Genomic DNA, 16,292 nt, shown 5'->3' with positions numbered 1-16,292 from the left:
AGGCGGTATGGGGCCAACACTCGATTTTCTCACCCTGTTGCCCTACGCCAGCGAGCTGATCAAAGGTTTGACCACCACGGTCGTGCTGACCGTGGTGACCACCTTGACCGGGCTGGGGCTGGCCGTAGCGGTGGCGTATTTGCGGGTGAACGGGCAGCCCTGGATGCGCTGGGGGCTGGGGGGCTATGTCGAAATCACCCGTAACACGCCTTTTATCGTTCAACTGTTTTTTATCTTTTTTGGTTTACCGGGGCTGGGTATCAAAATCGATGCCATTACCGCCGCGTTCATCGCCATGACGCTAAACCTCGCCGCTTACAGCGCCGAAATACTACGCGCCGGCATTAGCGCCACGGCGAAAGGGCAGCTAGAAGCCGCCAGAGCGCTGGGCATGAGTACCCTGCAAAGTTACCGCCATGTGGTGCTGGTGCCCGCCTTTGCCAGGGTATACCCCTCACTGATTAGCCAGTCGATCATCGTCATGCTGGGCTCGGCGGTGGTGTCGCAGATTTCCGTTTTCGACCTCACTTACGCGGCCAACTTCATTCAGTCGCGCAACTTTAGAAGTTTTGAAGTCTACCTGCTGATTACCTTGGTGTACCTGCTGCTGGCGTTTGGTATGCGCCGCGCCTTTATGCTGGTGGGTAAGCGTGTGTTCGCGTATCAGCAAGGAGAGCAACGATGATCGAGTTCACCCTATGGGATATCGTGCGCAACCTGCTGCTCGCCGCCCGCTGGACCGTGGTGCTGTCACTGATTGCCTTTATCGGCGGGGCTACCGTGGGGCTGGTGCTCACCTTTATGCGTCTTTCCAGCCGCCGCTGGCTGCAGCGTTTTACCTCGCTGTACGTGGACCTGTTTCAAGGCACGCCGCTATTGATGCAGCTCTTTTTGATCTTCTTTGGCGCGGCGGCGATGGGGCATCCCATTTCTGCCTGGTGGGCCGCCTCCATCGCACTGACGCTCTTTACCAGCGCGTTTCTCTGCGATATCTGGCGGGGCTGCCTGGAAGCCGTGGCGAAGGGGCAGTGGCATGCCGCTCGCGTGCTGGGCATGAACTATTTCCAAACCATGCGCCATGTGATTCTGCCGCAGGCGCTGAGACTCTCGATTCCACCCACGGTGGGGTTTTCAGTACAGGTGATAAAAGGTACGGCGCTGGCTTCCATCATTGGCTTCGTGGAGCTCACTAAAGCGGGCACGATGCTCAATAACGCCACGTTTGAACCGTTCACTATCTTCACCCTCGTGGCCCTTTTTTACTTCGCGCTGTGCTACCCGCTCTCCTGCTACGCGCGCCATTTGGAGAAAAAGCTCTATGACGCTGGTCTGCGTTAATAACGTTCATAAAGCCTTTGGCGACCTGGAAGTGCTCAAAGGGATCGACCTCAACGTTGCTCAGGGGGAAGTGGTCGCCATCATCGGCCGCAGTGGTTCGGGTAAAAGTACGCTGCTGCGCTGCTTGAACCAGCTCGAACAGCACGATAGCGGCGAGATCACCATTGCCGAACAGCAGCTCGATGCGGGCTCCATGTCGCCCAAAGAGCTGAGTGAAAACGTTGGCATGGTGTTTCAAAGCTTTAATCTATTTCCCCATAAATCTGTGGGCGACAACGTGTGCCTCGCCCCCGTGGTGGTGCGTGGCGAGGCCCGCGCCGATGTCGAGAAAGTGGCCCGAGAAGTGCTGGATAAAGTGGGTTTGGCAGACAAGTACGATGCTTACCCCGCCCAGCTTTCCGGCGGCCAGCAGCAGCGGGTGGCCATCGCCCGTGCGCTGGCCATGCGCCCGAAGGTGCTGCTGTGCGATGAAGTCACTTCGGCTCTCGACCCTGAGTTAGTCGGCGAAGTGCTGCGCGTGTTGGAGGCGTTGGCAGCAGAAGGCATGACGCTTATTCTCGTCACCCATGAGATGGGCTTTGCTCGGGATGTGGCCGACCGCGTGGTGTTCATGCACCAAGGGCGCATTCACGAAGAGGGCGAGCCTGCCGAGCTGTTCGGCAATCCTAAAACCCCAGAGCTCAGGCAGTTTATCTCAGCGGTACTTTAAGTGAAGCGGGCCTTTAAGGTTTGTTTGAAGCCGCACTCCATAATATTGTATACAAAAAAGACGATGCAGCACGCTTGGCTGCATCGTCGTCGAGTACGCTTACACTCTCAGGGAGAGACAATGCCAACAACACGCCAACCCGCTCACTATTACGCCCTCACCGGCGGGCATCCGCCGCAAACCCAGCTCACCGCTGACCGTGCGGTCTTTACCGAGGCCTACGCGCTGATTCCTAAAGGCGTGATGCGCGATATCGTGACCAGCAATCTGCCGTTTTGGGAGGGCACTCGGCTATGGGTGCTGGCGCGGCCGCTGTCAGGGTTTGCGGAAACCTTCTCCCAATACATCATGGAAGTGCAGCCGGAAGGCGGTAGTGATAAGCCCGAACTGGACCCCCAGGCGGAGGGCGTGCTGTTTGTTGTGGAAGGTGAGTTAACGCTTACTTTGGCGGGTGAGCGCCACACCATGGGGCCCGGTGGCTACGCGTTCATTCCCCCGGGCAGCCACTGGCAGGTACGCAATGAAGCCCGCGAGCCGGTGCGTTTCCACTGGGTGCGCAAAGCCTACGAGTATGTAGAAGGGTTGGATGTCCCCAAAGCTTTCGTGACCAACGAGCAGGAGATCGCGCCGATCGAGATGCCGGGCACCGAAGGTCGCTGGGCGACGACGCGCTTTGTCGACCCCAGCGACGTTCGCCACGATATGCACGTCAATATCGTGACCTTTCAGCCGGGCGGCGTCATTCCGTTCGATGAAACCCACGTCATGGAGCACGGTCTTTACGTACTGGAAGGCAAGGCGGTGTATCACTTGAACCAGCAGTGGGTGGAAGTCGAAGCAGGTGACTTTATGTGGCTACGCGCTTTCTGCCCACAGGCGTGCTACGCAGGTGGACCCGGCCCGTTCCGCTACCTGCTGTACAAAGACGTTAACCGCCACGCGGCGCTAAAAATCTGAGTCGGCCAGCCGATCCCCCACCTCACTTGCTAGGATGATTCTATGTTAGAGCTGACGGCGAAGCCGCTCACGGCAGAAGCCTTTGCCCCGTTTGGGGATGTGTTGGATGCCCGAACATCGGCCTCGTTTCCGATTAATGCCGGCCGCACCCAGCGTCATCACGATCTCGCCAAGGTGGAAACGTTGGGCGAGAACGCCCATACGCTGATCAATATTTTCGTCAGCCAACCAGTGACGCTGCCGCTAACCCTCACGTTTTTGGAGCGCCACCCGCAGGGCAGCCAAGCGTTCATGCCGCTGCATCAAGAGCGTTTCATCATTGTCGTGGCACCGCCGGGCGACAGCATTGTGCTAGACGAGGTGCAGGCGTTCGTGACCGACGGCCGCCAGGGGGTGAACTACCGCGCCGGGACTTGGCATGCCATTCAGTCGGTGCTGGAGCGCGAGGGGGAGTTTTTGGTGGTAGATCGCGGAGGGGAGGGCAACAACTGTGACGAGTACCCGCTGGATGTTACCGTCACGTTAGCGCAGTAGCCCACCTCAAGTGCATGCGAGTGTCATCTTGGTTGGGTTATCCTGATAAGCTGACACTCCACTCCATGAACGGTTAGGACATTTATGAGCGCACACAGCCATACGCCCCTTCGTCGTACCAAGATCGTCGCGACCCTCGGCCCCGCCAGCGATCGTGAAGGCGTGCTGGAAGCCATGCTGAAGGCGGGGGTGGATGTGGTTCGCTTGAACTTTTCCCATGGCACTGCTGACGACCATCGCCGCCGCTTGATGCGTGTGCGTGAGATTGCTGCTCAGCTTGGCCGCAGTGTCGCCGCGCTGGGCGATTTACAGGGGCCTAAAATCCGCGTTGCGCGTTTCAAAGACGGCGCGGTGTACCTGGAAGAGGGGCAGCCGTTTGTCCTGGACATGGCCATGGATAGTGATGCCGGTGACAGTCACGGCGTTGGCTGCGATTACAAAACGCTGGCCGACGATGTCACCGCAGGCGACCGCCTGCTGCTGGACGATGGCCGTGTGGTGCTGGACGTTACCCGTGTCGAGGGCAAGCAGGTACATACCGAGGTGGTGGTGGGCGGCAAGCTCTCTAACCATAAAGGTATCAACAAACAGGGCGGAGGACTCTCGGCCCCCGCGCTGACGGACAAAGATAAAACCGACCTGAAAACCGCCGTCGAGATTGGCGTCGATTACTTAGCGATTTCTTTCCCGCGTTCGGCGGAAGACATGCTGGAAGCCCGCCGCTTGTTAGGGGAAGAGGGCAAGGAGATTGGCCTCGTTGCCAAAGTAGAGCGCGCCGAAGCCGTGGCCGATGAAGCCACGTTGGATGGTATCATCGAAGCTTCCGAGGCGGTGATGGTCGCCCGTGGTGATCTGGGCGTAGAAATTGGCGATGCCAAACTGGTCGGCGTGCAAAAGCGTATGATCAAGCGTGCCCGCTCGCTCAACCGTGCCGTGATCACCGCGACCCAAATGATGGAGAGCATGATCTCAGCGCCGCTACCCACTCGCGCTGAAGTCTTCGACGTCGCTAACGCGGTGCTGGATGGCAGCGATGCGGTCATGCTCTCGGCAGAAACCGCCGCAGGGGATTACCCGCTGGAGACCGTGGAAGCGATGGCGCGGGTGTGTCTTGGCGCCGAGCGTGAGCGGGTCGCTCAGGAGTCGGGCCACCGTATCCACGAAGGCTTTACCCGCCCAGACGAAACCATTGCGCTATCGGCGATGTACGCTGCTAACCACATGAACGGCGTGGTGGCGATTGCTTGCATGACGGCCTCGGGCTACACGCCGTTGATCGCCTCGCGCATCCGCTCGGGCTTGCCTATCGTGGGGTTGGCTCACAACCCGATTGCCCAGCGTCGCATGGCCCTGTACCGGGGCGTGGTATCGCTTCCATTCGACACGTCGCAAATGACCGCCACCGAGCTGAATGATCAAGCGCTCACGCTGCTGGTGAAGCAGGGCGTCGCCAAGCCGGGAGACCACGTCATCTTGACCCGTGGCGATCACATGAACGCCCACGGTGGTACCAATACCATGAAAGTGATGGCTATTACCGAGCAACACGCCGACAGCGCAAAGGCCTAGCATATGCGCTCACTGCTGTTGCTATGCGGTTGGCTGTTAAGCGCGCCTGTGATGGCGGGCGCGCCCATCGTGGCGGCGGCATCTAGCCTGCAGTTCGCCTTGGAAGAGGCTGCCCAGCAGTTCACTCAGCAAACCGGCCAGGCGCTGCGTCTCAATTTTGGCTCTTCTGGCAACTTTCGCCGCCAAATCGCCCAGGGTGCGCCCTTTGAGCTGTTTTTATCGGCCAATGAAGGGTACGTACAGGCGCTGTACGACGAGGGGCACGTGGATGACGCGGGCGTGATTTATGCTCGGGGACGTTTGGCCTGGGTGCAGCCTGTCGGCCGCTATGCCCAACCCGACGAACAAACGCCACTCGCCGGTGTGGAGGAGGCCATTGCCGCTTTAGAAGAAGGTCAGCGGCTGCGTATCGCCATTGCTAGCCCTGAACACGCCCCCTACGGCGTGGCCGCCCAAGAAGTGCTACAAAAAGCGGGTCTTTGGGAAACCAGCGAGCCGCTTCGCGTGCAGGGTGAGAACGTCTCCCAAGCGATGCAGTTTGCCCTGTCCGATGAAGCGCGCGGCGGCTTGGTGGCTTACTCGCTAGCCGTGGCGCCTGCGCTGACCGGGCGTAGCGAAACGGTATTGATCCCTGAAGCGTGGCACACGCCGCTGCGCCAGCGCATGGTGTTAACGCCCCAGGCCACCCGGGCAGCCCATGCCTTTTATGAGTGGTTGCAGCAGCCTGAGGCGAAGGCGATTTTCGACACCTACGGATTCAGTACCGATTGATGGACTGGTCGGCCCTCTCCGTCTCGCTGCGGCTCGCGGCGTTTACTTGTCTCTTCTTGTTACCCCTCGGTATATGGTGGGGACGTCGACTGGCGACGACGTCGTTTCGCGGTAAGGGGCTATGCGAGGCGCTGATTGCGCTGCCGCTGGTACTGCCGCCCACGGTGTTGGGGTTTTATCTTCTCCAGCAGTTTGGCCGCGATGCACCGCTGGGCAGCGCTTGGGCCGCGTTGACGGGGAGTGGGCTCAACTTTACCTTCAGCGGTATTTTGCTGGCGTCTCTGATCGCCAATCTTCCGTTTGCCATCCAGCCGATTCAGCGCGCCTTCGAGCACGTGCCTGCCAACTTACGCGAGGCCGCGTGGTGCAGTGGGCTAAGCCCCTGGCAAACCCTATGGCGTATCGAGCTGCCTCTCGTATGGCCGGGCATCCTATCGGCGGCAGCGCTAACCTTTGCTCACACACTAGGCGAATTTGGCGTGATTTTGCTGGTCGGTGGGGCCATCGATGGTGAGACCCGCACGCTCTCGATTGCCATTTATGACCGTGTGCAAGCCTTCGATGAGCAGGGTGCTGCGAATATGTCTGCCCTCCTGCTGGCCATTTCTTTGGCCACCTTAGGTCTGGTCTATGGGCTCGCTGGCAAGCGCAGGTGGTCACGTGGATGACCTGAAAGTGACCGCCCAACAGGCTGGCCCGATTCCGCTCGATGCCTCGTTTTGCTGCGCTCCTGGCGAGCTTTTGGCACTCGTCGGACCGTCCGGCAGTGGCAAAACCACCTTGCTGCGCACCATTGCGGGGCTTTACCAGCCGGAGCAGGGGCGGGTGAGCTGCGCGGGCGCGGAGTGGTTTTGGGCGCAGGAGGGCCAGCGCCGATCGCTGACGCCGCAAGCGCGTCGGATCGGCATGGTGTTTCAGGACTATGCGCTGTTTCCGCATTTGACGGCGCTGCAGAACGTGCAGCTCGCCATGGGGCATCTGCCCCGCGTCCAGCGCCTCGAGCAGGCTACGCAGTGGTTGAGCAGGGTGCGCCTGCAAGGGCTCGAAGCGCGCTATCCCAGCGAGCTTTCCGGCGGCCAACGCCAGCGAGTGGCATTGGCGAGAGCATTGGCGAGGGAGCCCCAAGCGCTGCTGCTGGACGAGCCGTTCTCTGCGGTGGATCAAGTGACGCGTCGACGCTTGCAGCGCGAGCTGGCACTGCTGCGCCAACACATCTCCATCCCCATCATTCTCGTTACGCATGACTTGGATGAAGCCACCGCGCTCGCCGATCAAATCTGCGTGTTGCATAACGGGGTGAGCCTGCAGCAGGGCACACCTGAAGCGCTGTTTCGACGGCCCGCTTCGCCGCTTGTCGCTAGGTTGCTGGATCGCCACAACGTTTTTAGCGGGGAAGTGGTAGAGACGGACGCTGGGCGACGCCTGCAGTGGGGAGAGTGGCAGCTAGAAGTGGCAGAAGGGCTAGACCGTGTTGAACTCGGCAAACCGCTAGCTTGGTACCTGCCGCCGTCGGATATCGTGCTGCATCGTCGGGGACGGCCGTCTCAAGGTGAACGCGAAAACCCGGTAGCGGCAACGGTCAGCGAAATGGTGGTATTGGGCGGCATGACGTCCATCTCGCTGCGCGTTTCTCATCAAGATATGCTACGTTTCGACATCGCCACCCACGCGGCTAAACGTAATCAGCTTCGACTGGGAGAGCGGGTACACGTCTCGCTACTGGCCGAGGGCATTCACCTCATGCCCGAGCAGCAGATGCATATGGCACCCTACAACAAAAGGAATCTGTTATGACCCTGACACGCCGCCAACTGCTCAAAACCGCTTTAGGCGTTTCGCTTGCGGCTTGTTTGCCGCTTCCTTTGTTGACGGCGTGGGCCGCGGAATCGACATCTGCCAACACGCTACCGCTGGCGATACACAGTGAAGGCGGTCCGCACCGTCTGGATGTCGAAGTCGCCGAAACCGCTTCCCAGCGCCAGCGCGGCCTGATGGGACGTGAACATCTGCCAGAAACACGAGGCATGCTGTTTCGCTTCGAGCGTGAGCAGCCTGCAGGCAATGCATTTTGGATGTACCGCACGCTGATTCCGCTGGATATTGCCTATATCGATGGTGAAGGCCGCATCGTCGCCATCAACACCATGCCGCCTTGCGAATCCAGTGCGCCTCAGGAGTGCCCCTCTTATCCAGCAGGTGCGGCCTATCATGCGGCGCTGGAAGTCAATGCGGGCTACTTTGCCGAGCGTGGCATCCAGGTAGGCGACTGTGTCTCGGTACCTGCGTTGGCGGGCTTTTGTCGCCCCGACTAATGCCCACGCTCACGCCCTGGTTGGCGGCTGTTGGCCAAATTTCAGCACGATCAGGGCGATGCCTGCGACCACCAAGCCGCCGCCGACCAGTTTATGCACCCCCAGCGGGTCGTCCATCAGTAGCGCGCCTAAGCCCACCGCAAACACGGGGGTGAGTAGTGTCATCGGCACCACACGATTCACCGGATGGCGGCGTAGCAGCGCGTACCAAATGCCGTAAGCCGCTATGGACGACATGATCGCGGTGTACGCCACCGCTCCCCAGCCCAACCAGCTGGCCTGAGTGATGGCCTGCCACTGGTGTTGTTCAAAGAGCCACGAACCGACGGCCACCTGAGGCACCGCAAAGAGCGCCACCCAGCCTGCCAGCGCCAGCGGGGCGATAGGCGGTCCGCGCTTGATCAAGAGCTGTGAGACGGCCCAGCCAAGTGCGCTTAGCAGCAGAATGGTCAATGGCAGCGGTGACGGAAGCGTGGGCCCGCCTGCTAGCACCACCACCCCCGCAAACGAGAGCAGCAAGCCCGCCAAACGCTTGGGGCCCAGTGTCTCTTTCAAGAAGATCACCGCCAAGAGGGTGGCAAAGGGCGTGCCCATTTGAACGAGCAGCGCCCCGGTACCTGCTTCGGCTTGCCCTAGCCCAATGAACAACAACGCAAAGTGAAGGCTGCCAAACGTGATGGATAGCAATATCAAAAAGGGTAGCTGTGCCCGAGCGACCGGGTAAAACGGCACCAGCAGCGCGGCGACCAACATAAAGCGCAGAGTCGTCATTAACAGTGGCGGCAGCTCCGCTACGCCCACTTTGATCACGATGATGTTGAGCGACCAGATGACGATGACCAGCAGGCCCAGGAGAAAATCACGAAGCGGCACGTATCTATCCTTGAAACGCTGAAGGAGACAACAGCTTATCAGCAAGCACGTGATGCATCGAAAGTTGATGGTTAAAAGCCTAATCAATGGCTTTCTTTCATTCGTCGAGTGCCTACAATGGGGTGTCGCTCGCTATGGCGATTGCCGCCATTGAGCGACATTTGGGCAGGAGGTGTAAGCTTGCCCCGACACTTCATGAACATCCCATAAAAAAGAAAAAAGGATCGACAATAATGACGCTGACACGCTCTATGGCTCGTCTTACCGCTGGCTTGGCTGGCGCTGCACTGCTCTCGGCTGCTTTTTCCGCGCAGGCCCGCGAACTCTCGGTCTCTACCGTGCTTTCAGATGCCTTTCCTTGGGGGCAGGCGGCTGAAAAGTGGGCAGAGCTGGTTGAAGAACGCAGCGGGGGTGAACTTACCTTGCGGGTCTATCCGAATTCACAGCTCGTCTCGGGTGACCAAACCCGCGAATTTTCTGCCATGCGCTCTGGCCTGATCGATGCCGCTGTTGGCTCCACCATCAACTGGTCACCCCAGGTACCGGAACTGAACTTGTTCTCGTTGCCGTTTTTCATTCCTGACGAGGCCGCCGTCGATGCCGTGACCGGCGGGGACGCAGGCACGATGGTGTTCGAAGCGATCGAATCACGTGGCGTTATTCCTTTGGCCTGGGGCGAAAACGGCTTTCGTCAGGTATCCAATTCCCGCGGCCCGATCAGTCAGCCAGAGGATCTGGAAGGTCTGAAGATCCGCGTGGTGGGCTCGCCGCTGTTCCAGGATACGTTCTCTGCGCTAGGTGCCGACCCTACGCAGATGAGCTGGACTGACGCCCAACCCGCTCTCACCACGGGCGCGGTGGATGGCCAGGAAAACCCGCTGTCGGTCTTTGACGTGGCGCGTATCGACCAAGTAGGCCAGGAGCATTTGACGCTCTGGAACTATATGAACGATCCACTGATTTTTGCCGTCAACCAGCAAGTCTGGCAGACATTGAGCGAAGAGCAGCAAACGATGCTGCGCGAGACGGCCGAAGAGGCGGGTGCCTGGGAAATCGCCATGACTCGTGAGCAGGAGGGCGAGCGTCTGGCCGCGATTCAAGAGCGTGGTGTCACCGTGACCGAGCTGACCGATGCACAGTACCAAGCCTTCGTGGATGCCACTCAGTCCGTTTATGAAAAGTGGGCCCCGCGCATTGGTGAAGAGGTGGTCGAAGCCGCCCAAGCCGCTATCGACGCCCGTTGATGTTCGCATGTTTTCGCTGCCGCCCTTACAGGGCGGCAGCTTGCTGATGTGAGGCTGCCATGAAAGGCTTTCCCGATGCGCGCCCCGAACGCTGGCTTGGCGCGCTTTCGTTGATCGTGATTGCGCTGATTAGCCTAGGCAATGTGGTCACGCGCTATCTGACAGGCGGCTCGTTTTCGTTCACCGAGGAGTTTTCCGTCTTCCTATTGGTTGTACTGACCTTTGCTGGGGCGTCGGTTGCTTTGAGGCGCGACCGTCATATCCGTATTGGCTTTTTAGAGCGCGCATTGCCACCTCGCTGGCGTGGTGCGCTGATTCTCTTTCAAGCCCTGTGTGGCTTGATCGTGCTGGGCTTGATCACTTGGTACGGTGGCAAGCTAGCGTGGCAGGAGTACCAATGGGAGTCGCTCTCGCCGGGCTTAGGGCTGCCACAGTGGTGGTATTTGGTATGGCTGCCCGTGCTGTCGGCGGCCATGCTGTGGCGTTTGGTGCAGCAAACCCGTGATCGGTTTGCGGGGGAGATCAACGGTGACACCTGATATCTGGATGATTTTAGCGTTCGCCGGACTGCTGATTGCTGGCGTGCCGGTGGCGTTCTCGCTGGCCCTGTCTGGAGCGGTGGGCATCGTACTGGGGCTGTCACCGGATATGTTGGCTACCCTGGGCACCAATACCTACAACAGCATCGCCAAGTATCCTCTGATTGCCATTCCGCTGTTCATTCTTACCGGGCTGATTTTCGAGCGGGCAGGGGTCGCGCTACGCCTAGTGCGTTTCGCCCAAGCGCTGATTGGTCCCCGCCACGGCGGGCTGGCACTGGTCGCGGTATTGGTGTGCATGATCATGGGGGGGATGAGCGGCTCTGGGCCCGCCGATGCCGCCGCCGTGGCGATGGTGATGCTACCCAGCATGACCAAAGCGGGCTACCCCAAACCGTTCTCTGCCACGCTCATTGCGGCGTCGGCCTCTACGGCGATTTTGATTCCACCATCGGTGGCGCTGATTCTCTACTCGATTGTGGTACCCGGCGTTGATCTCCGGGCGCTGTTTGCAGCGGGGCTTTTCCCGGGCGTCTTAGCCGGATTGGCGTTGCTGGTGCCAGCCATGCTGGCTGCCAAGCGTCATGGCTGGGAGGGGACACCGGTAGAAGGAGCTGAAAGGCTGACGGTACGAGGCACCTTCCGTGAAGCGCTACCTGCTTTGTTTGCGCCGGTGCTGATTTTAGGGGGGCTGCGTTCAGGCCTCTTTACCCCCACGGAAGCCGCCGTGGTTGCCGTTGCCTACGGAGCGGTAGTAGGCCTGTTCTTGACGCGAGAACTCACGTTACGCGATGTATGGGAGCTGCTAGGGGAGGCCGCGATCATCTCAGGCGTGGTCATGTTGATCATTGCGTTGGCAGGTATCTTCGCTTGGGCAGGCACCATGCTGGGCACCTTCCGTCATTTGGCAGAGTGGATCATTGGCTTGACCGACAACGGAGTGCTGCTGCTAATACTCATCATGTTAGCGGTGCTGGTAGCGGGCATGCTGCTAGACGCGATTTCCATTTACCTGATCATGATGCCGATTCTGATTCCGGTAATGCAGCACTTCGAGTGGAACCCGGTGTGGTTTGGCATATTGTTGGCCATGAACATTGCGATCGGTCAGTTTACCCCGCCGGTGGCGGTGAATCTGATGGTGACCACGGAAGTTGCCAAGATTCGCTTGGAGCACACACTTGGCTGGGCGCTGCTCTTTGTGGTGGCCATGGGCGGCGCCTTGGCGCTCGTCGCCATCTTTCCAAGCATCGCGCTCTGGCTCCCCACGGTGCTGGGCTATAACGTTTGAGCATGGCAGGGATACGATCAGTGATAGCCCATGCCAAACCGGCATACCTTTATGCCTATGTTTAACGCTTACTAAACGTTACAGGCCGCTAGACTTGTCGAGTATCACCCAACGTGCACACGGGGATGCTTGGTGTGGCTTAGAACAATAGGCCGAGTGGCGTCTTTGTCAGTGCCTATCTCAGCGATCACCACTGGTGAAAAGAACGAAACGTCAAGTGGCGATGCTGCACTGCATCCTCGGTTAAATGACATCGCGCTTCGCCAATTAGCTTTTTTTTCGCTAAAGTAGGAACAGTCGGCACTAAATGCCGAGGTTGATAACAGACTGTCTTGACAACGTTTTGGAACCTATACACCTGAAGGGAACCGTTCTGCAGGTGGCTTCAAAGCGCATAACGCTCACAACATCAAGATAAAGAGGTGTGTTCATGAAACGCCATGTATTTTCTACCGCGGCCTTTTCAGGCGCGTTCATCGCGGCGGCAACCTTCGCCTCTCCGGCCGTTGCCCAGGAGCGCTACATCACGATCGGTACCGGTGGCCAAACCGGTGTTTATTATGTCGTTGGCCAGTCGGTATGCCGCATGGTCAACCGTGGCAGCGATGAGCACAACATCCGCTGTAACGCTCCGTCCACCGGTGGCTCCGTGGCTAACGTCAACGGCATGAAGAGCGGCGAGCTGGACATGGGTGTCGTACAGTCCGACGTTCAGTACCGCGCTTATAATGGCGAAGCTAACTTCGAGGAAGAAGGCGCTTGGGAAGATATGCGTGCCGTCTTCACCATGCACGGTGAGCCGCTGACCGTGGTGGCCCGCGCGGATTCCGGTATCGAAAACATCAGCGACTTCCCTGGCAAGCGCGTCAACATCGGTAACCCCGGTTCTGGCCAGCGTAACACCATGGACGTGGTCATGGATGCGTTCGGTTGGGATGAAGACACCTTCGCACTGGCGTCTCAGCTCGACGCGGCCGAGCAGGCGGCTGCCCTGTCTGACAACAACATCGATGCCATGGTGTACGTGGTAGGTCACCCCAATGGCTCTATCCAAGAAGCGACCACCACCATCGATGCGCGTCTGGTCTCCGTGACCGGTGAAGAGATCGACGGCCTGATCGAAGAGTACCCCTATTACACCCGTTCCGTGATTCCGGGTGGCCTCTACCGTGGTAACGACGAAGACGTCGAGACTTTCGGCGTTGCGGCTACGTTCGTTTCCTCGACCGCCGTCGATGAAGACATCGTTTACGAAACCGTGAAAGCCGTCTTCGAAAACTTTGATCGCTTCAAGCGTCTGCACCCGGCGTTCGAGAACCTGAACGAAGAAGACATGATCTCTGATGGCTTGACGGCGCCGCTGCACGATGGCGCAGCACGTTACTACCGTGAGCGCGGCTGGATCGAATAAGTCGTAAAAAGAGTGACGCTATTGACGAAAGGTGAATGGCGTCGCTTTGAGTTGCAAAGCGCGGGCACCTTGGGTGTCCGCGCTTCTTGTTGAGAGCGCTGATTGTCAGCGCTGACCATTAGGCAGGGCAAGCGTATGCGTGATGACAAACACCCTTCGGCAGCCGCTGAGAACGACCTGGAGGATATGGTCGCTTCCAGCGATACAGGGGCAAGGAAACCCCTAGGCGTACCCGGTAAGCTGCTAGTGAGTATTGCAGCCGCTTGGTCGCTGTTTCAGCTATGGATTGCATCGCCACTTCCCTACATCGTTGGCTTTGGCGTGTTCAGCGCCACAGAGGCGCGCTCGATTCATTTGGCGTTTGCGCTCTTTCTAGCCTTTATGGCGTACCCCGCCTTCAAACGTTCGCCGCGCGATCGCGTGCCGCTGGCCGACTGGGTTCTTGCGGCAGTGGCAGCCTTTTGCGGCGCCTATCTGTTTATTTTCTATGCGGATTTGGCCCAGCGGCCTGGGTTGCCGATTACCCAGGATATCGTCGTGGGCGTCGTCGGCATATTGATGTTGTTAGAAGCCACGCGCCGCGCATTGGGGCCACCCTTGATGATTGTGGCGGCGGTTTTTATCGCCTATTCACTGTTTGGTCCTTACATGCCCGGCATTTTGGCCCACCGTGGCGTGAGCCTGGGCGGTTTGATCAACCACCAGTGGTTGGGCACACAAGGCGTGTTCGGGATTGCGCTGGGGGTCTCCACCAGCTTCGTGTTCCTGTTCGTGTTGTTCGGTGCACTGTTGGATAAAGCAGGCGCCGGTAACTACTTCATCAAAGTGGCGTTCTCGATGCTTGGCCACTTCAAAGGCGGCCCGGCGAAAGCAGCCGTGGTCGCCTCAGGCATGACCGGTTTGATCTCGGGGTCGTCGATTGCCAATACCGTGACGACCGGTACCTTTACGATTCCGATGATGAAGCGAGTCGGCTTTAGCGCTGAAAAAGCGGGCGCGGTGGAAGTGTCGTCTTCGGTGAACGGCCAAATCATGCCACCCGTCATGGGGGCAGCAGCGTTTTTGATGGTGGAGTACGTCGGTATTCCCTACGTCGACGTGATCAAGCACGCCTTCTTGCCAGCGCTGATCTCTTATATCGCCCTGATCTACATCGTTCACCTGGAAGCGCTCAAGGCCAATATGAAAGGCCTGCCTTCCAGCAACCCGGCGCGCCCGCTGTTGAACAAGGTGATCGGTTTCATGACCGGCTTGCTACTGCTCATGGGGCTCTCGATTGCCGTCTACTATGGCCTGGGATGGTTAAAACCCGTGCTGGGTGAAGCGACGCCATGGGTGGTGTCTGTCGGTCTTGCGATTGTCTACGTGGCGCTGTTGAAAGTGAGTGCTAACTACCCCGAACTGGAGATGGATGATCCTAACTCGGAGGTCGTTAAGCTGCCGCAAACCCGTCCCACGGTGATGGTGGGCCTTCACTATATTCTCCCTGTGGTCGTTCTGGTGTGGTGCCTGATGGTCGAGCGTCTATCTCCTGGGCTATCAGCGTTCTGGGCCACCATGTTCATGATCTTCATCATGGTGACGCAGCGCCCGATCATTGCGCTCTTCCGTGGTCGTAGCCGGATGGCGGCGGATATTAAAGAAGGCTTTAAAGACCTGTGGGATGGCTTAGTGACGGGTGCCAGAAACATGATTGGGATCGGTATCGCGACGGCCACAGCGGGTATCGTGGTCGGGGCGGTGTCGCAAACCGGTGTGGGCTTGGTGCTGGCAGACGTCGTCGAGATTCTTTCCGGCGGCAACCTGATGATGATTCTGCTGCTGACGGCCCTGCTGAGTCTGATCCTGGGCATGGGCTTACCGACAACCGCGAACTACATCGTGGTGTCGGCGCTGATGGCGCCGGTCATCGTACTGCTTGGGCAGCAAAACGGCTTGATCGTCCCACTGATTGCCGTGCACCTGTTCGTGTTTTACTTCGGTATCATGGCGGATGTCACGCCACCGGTAGGTTTGGCCTCCTTTGCGGCGGCGGCCGTGTCGGGTGGGGATCCGCTGCGCACTGGCTTCCAGGCGTTTTATTACAGCCTACGTACCGCTGCGCTGCCATTCCTGTTCATCTTCAATACGGACCTGCTGCTGATCGATGTCACGGTGATGCAGGGTATTTTGGTGTTCATAGTGGCCACCATTGCCATGCTGATCTTTGCGGCAGGCACTCAGGGCTACATGCTGACCCGCAACCGCTGGTACGAATCGCTGCTGCTGCTGCTGGTCGCCTTTACGCTGTTCCGCCCCGGCTTCTGGATGGACAAAATCCACGACCCCTATGAATCGGTGCCACCTGCGCAATTTGCCGAGGCACTGGGCCGGGTCGATGACGGTAGCAACCTGCGCGTGCAAATTGCCGGTGAAGACGATTTCGGGGCGCCGATGACCACCTATATGCTCGTCCCCGTGCCGCGCGGTGAAACAGGTGAAGAGCGCATGGCGAATCTAGGTATCGAACTTTACGAAGATGGTGACCAAACCTTGGTCGATTTCGTCGAGTTCGGCAGCCAAGCGGCCGAGCTGGGCTTTGATTTCGACCAAGAGATTCTCGAAGTGCTGGCCCCGATGGATCGCTGGACCAAAGAGTGGATGTGGCTCCCTGCACTGGGCATCTTTGGCTTGGTCGTGGTGATGCAACGCCGTCGTCGGCGTCATGAGCAATCCAACGAAGTGGCCGCTGCCTAAGGAGGTTG

General features: G+C 58.9%; 16 protein-coding genes. 15 read left to right on the top strand and 1 reads right to left on the bottom strand.

Features of this window, described 5'->3' with window-relative positions:
- Positions 1-7: 7 nt before the first annotated feature.
- The 10 genes from GYM47_RS13880 to GYM47_RS13835 all read left to right on the top strand — a co-directional run bounded on the left by GYM47_RS13880 (position 8) and on the right by GYM47_RS13835 (position 8,190).
- Positions 8-685 (top strand): amino acid ABC transporter permease, encoded by a 678-nt coding sequence (locus GYM47_RS13880; RefSeq protein ID WP_058577175.1) that lies wholly within the window; start codon positions 8-10, stop codon positions 683-685.
- Positions 682-1,338 (top strand): amino acid ABC transporter permease, encoded by a 657-nt coding sequence (locus GYM47_RS13875; protein ID WP_139526421.1) that lies wholly within the window; start codon positions 682-684, stop codon positions 1,336-1,338. The genes GYM47_RS13880 and GYM47_RS13875 overlap by 4 nt, the downstream gene beginning before the upstream one ends.
- A complete protein-coding gene (locus GYM47_RS13870; RefSeq protein WP_058577177.1) occupies positions 1,319-2,047 on the top strand; it encodes an amino acid ABC transporter ATP-binding protein in 729 nt (242 codons plus the stop codon). Before GYM47_RS13875 ends, GYM47_RS13870 begins: the two co-directional genes overlap by 20 nt.
- A gap of 120 nt (positions 2,048-2,167) precedes the next feature.
- Positions 2,168-3,004 carry a bifunctional allantoicase/(S)-ureidoglycine aminohydrolase gene (locus GYM47_RS13865; RefSeq protein ID WP_139526422.1) on the top strand — a complete coding sequence of 279 codons (837 nt, stop codon included), beginning with the start codon at positions 2,168-2,170 and terminating at the stop codon, positions 3,002-3,004.
- Between the two features lie 42 nt (positions 3,005-3,046).
- Positions 3,047-3,538, top strand: a complete 492-nt coding sequence (locus tag GYM47_RS13860) for an ureidoglycolate lyase (RefSeq protein ID WP_153842534.1) — start codon at positions 3,047-3,049, stop codon at positions 3,536-3,538.
- Positions 3,539-3,622: 84 nt separating this feature from the next.
- Positions 3,623-5,107 (top strand): pyruvate kinase, encoded by a 1,485-nt coding sequence (pyk, locus tag GYM47_RS13855; RefSeq protein ID WP_153842535.1) that lies wholly within the window; start codon positions 3,623-3,625, stop codon positions 5,105-5,107.
- 3 nt (positions 5,108-5,110) lie between these two features.
- A complete protein-coding gene (modA, locus tag GYM47_RS13850) occupies positions 5,111-5,878 on the top strand; it encodes a molybdate ABC transporter substrate-binding protein (protein ID WP_153842536.1) in 768 nt (255 codons plus the stop codon).
- Positions 5,878-6,546, top strand: coding sequence for a molybdate ABC transporter permease subunit (gene modB, locus GYM47_RS13845; protein ID WP_153842537.1), 669 nt, complete (start codon positions 5,878-5,880; stop codon positions 6,544-6,546). Before modA ends, modB begins: the two co-directional genes overlap by 1 nt.
- Positions 6,539-7,672 (top strand): ABC transporter ATP-binding protein, encoded by a 1,134-nt coding sequence (locus tag GYM47_RS13840; protein ID WP_231125551.1) that lies wholly within the window; start codon positions 6,539-6,541, stop codon positions 7,670-7,672. Before modB ends, GYM47_RS13840 begins: the two co-directional genes overlap by 8 nt.
- Positions 7,669-8,190 (top strand): DUF192 domain-containing protein, encoded by a 522-nt coding sequence (locus GYM47_RS13835; RefSeq protein WP_139526428.1) that lies wholly within the window; start codon positions 7,669-7,671, stop codon positions 8,188-8,190. The genes GYM47_RS13840 and GYM47_RS13835 overlap by 4 nt, the downstream gene beginning before the upstream one ends.
- 9 nt (positions 8,191-8,199) lie before the next feature.
- On the opposite strand, the gene GYM47_RS13830 is transcribed toward GYM47_RS13835, so the two are convergent.
- Entirely contained in the window at positions 8,200-9,063 is an 864-nt protein-coding gene (locus tag GYM47_RS13830; protein ID WP_153842539.1) for a DMT family transporter, read from the bottom strand.
- 233 nt (positions 9,064-9,296) lie between these two features.
- Here GYM47_RS13830 and GYM47_RS13825 point away from each other — a divergent pair, with 233 nt between their 5' ends.
- The 5 genes from GYM47_RS13825 to GYM47_RS13805 all read left to right on the top strand — a co-directional run bounded on the left by GYM47_RS13825 (position 9,297) and on the right by GYM47_RS13805 (position 16,284).
- Entirely contained in the window at positions 9,297-10,307 is a 1,011-nt protein-coding gene (locus GYM47_RS13825) for a DctP family TRAP transporter solute-binding subunit (protein ID WP_153842540.1), read from the top strand.
- A gap of 59 nt (positions 10,308-10,366) precedes the next feature.
- Complete coding sequence (locus GYM47_RS13820; RefSeq protein ID WP_139526431.1) at positions 10,367-10,846, top strand: TRAP transporter small permease; 480 nt, start codon at positions 10,367-10,369, stop codon at positions 10,844-10,846.
- A complete protein-coding gene (locus GYM47_RS13815; protein ID WP_139526432.1) occupies positions 10,836-12,137 on the top strand; it encodes a TRAP transporter large permease in 1,302 nt (433 codons plus the stop codon). Before GYM47_RS13820 ends, GYM47_RS13815 begins: the two co-directional genes overlap by 11 nt.
- 430 nt (positions 12,138-12,567) lie before the next feature.
- Complete coding sequence (locus GYM47_RS13810; protein ID WP_139526433.1) at positions 12,568-13,548, top strand: TAXI family TRAP transporter solute-binding subunit; 981 nt, start codon at positions 12,568-12,570, stop codon at positions 13,546-13,548.
- Positions 13,549-13,683: 135 nt separating this feature from the next.
- Positions 13,684-16,284, top strand: a complete 2,601-nt coding sequence (locus GYM47_RS13805; RefSeq protein ID WP_153842541.1) for a TRAP transporter permease — start codon at positions 13,684-13,686, stop codon at positions 16,282-16,284.
- Positions 16,285-16,292: the final 8 nt, after the last annotated feature.

The sequence above is a fragment of the Vreelandella piezotolerans genome (assembly GCF_012427705.1).
Taxonomy (GTDB): Bacteria; Pseudomonadota; Gammaproteobacteria; order Pseudomonadales; family Halomonadaceae; genus Vreelandella; species Vreelandella piezotolerans.
This window is presented reverse-complemented; position numbering and strand designations above follow the sequence as displayed.

Bases quoted from the DNA above. Each gene is read 5' to 3' on its own strand.
- GYM47_RS13810 (WP_139526433.1), top strand. From the start codon at position 12,568: ATGAAACGCCATGTATTTTCTACCGCGGCCTTTTCAGGCGCGTTCATC.
- GYM47_RS13805 (WP_153842541.1), top strand. From the start codon at position 13,684: ATGCGTGATGACAAACACCCTTCGGCAGCCGCTGAGAACGACCTGGAG.
- GYM47_RS13875 (WP_139526421.1), top strand. From the start codon at position 682: ATGATCGAGTTCACCCTATGGGATATCGTGCGCAACCTGCTGCTCGCC.
- pyk (WP_153842535.1), top strand. From the start codon at position 3,623: ATGAGCGCACACAGCCATACGCCCCTTCGTCGTACCAAGATCGTCGCG.
- GYM47_RS13860 (WP_153842534.1), top strand. From the start codon at position 3,047: ATGTTAGAGCTGACGGCGAAGCCGCTCACGGCAGAAGCCTTTGCCCCG.
- GYM47_RS13825 (WP_153842540.1), top strand. From the start codon at position 9,297: ATGACGCTGACACGCTCTATGGCTCGTCTTACCGCTGGCTTGGCTGGC.
- GYM47_RS13880 (WP_058577175.1), top strand. From the start codon at position 8: ATGGGGCCAACACTCGATTTTCTCACCCTGTTGCCCTACGCCAGCGAG.
- GYM47_RS13870 (WP_058577177.1), top strand. From the start codon at position 1,319: ATGACGCTGGTCTGCGTTAATAACGTTCATAAAGCCTTTGGCGACCTG.
- modB (WP_153842537.1), top strand. From the start codon at position 5,878: ATGGACTGGTCGGCCCTCTCCGTCTCGCTGCGGCTCGCGGCGTTTACT.
- GYM47_RS13835 (WP_139526428.1), top strand. From the start codon at position 7,669: ATGACCCTGACACGCCGCCAACTGCTCAAAACCGCTTTAGGCGTTTCG.
- GYM47_RS13820 (WP_139526431.1), top strand. From the start codon at position 10,367: ATGAAAGGCTTTCCCGATGCGCGCCCCGAACGCTGGCTTGGCGCGCTT.
- GYM47_RS13865 (WP_139526422.1), top strand. From the start codon at position 2,168: ATGCCAACAACACGCCAACCCGCTCACTATTACGCCCTCACCGGCGGG.
- modA (WP_153842536.1), top strand. From the start codon at position 5,111: ATGCGCTCACTGCTGTTGCTATGCGGTTGGCTGTTAAGCGCGCCTGTG.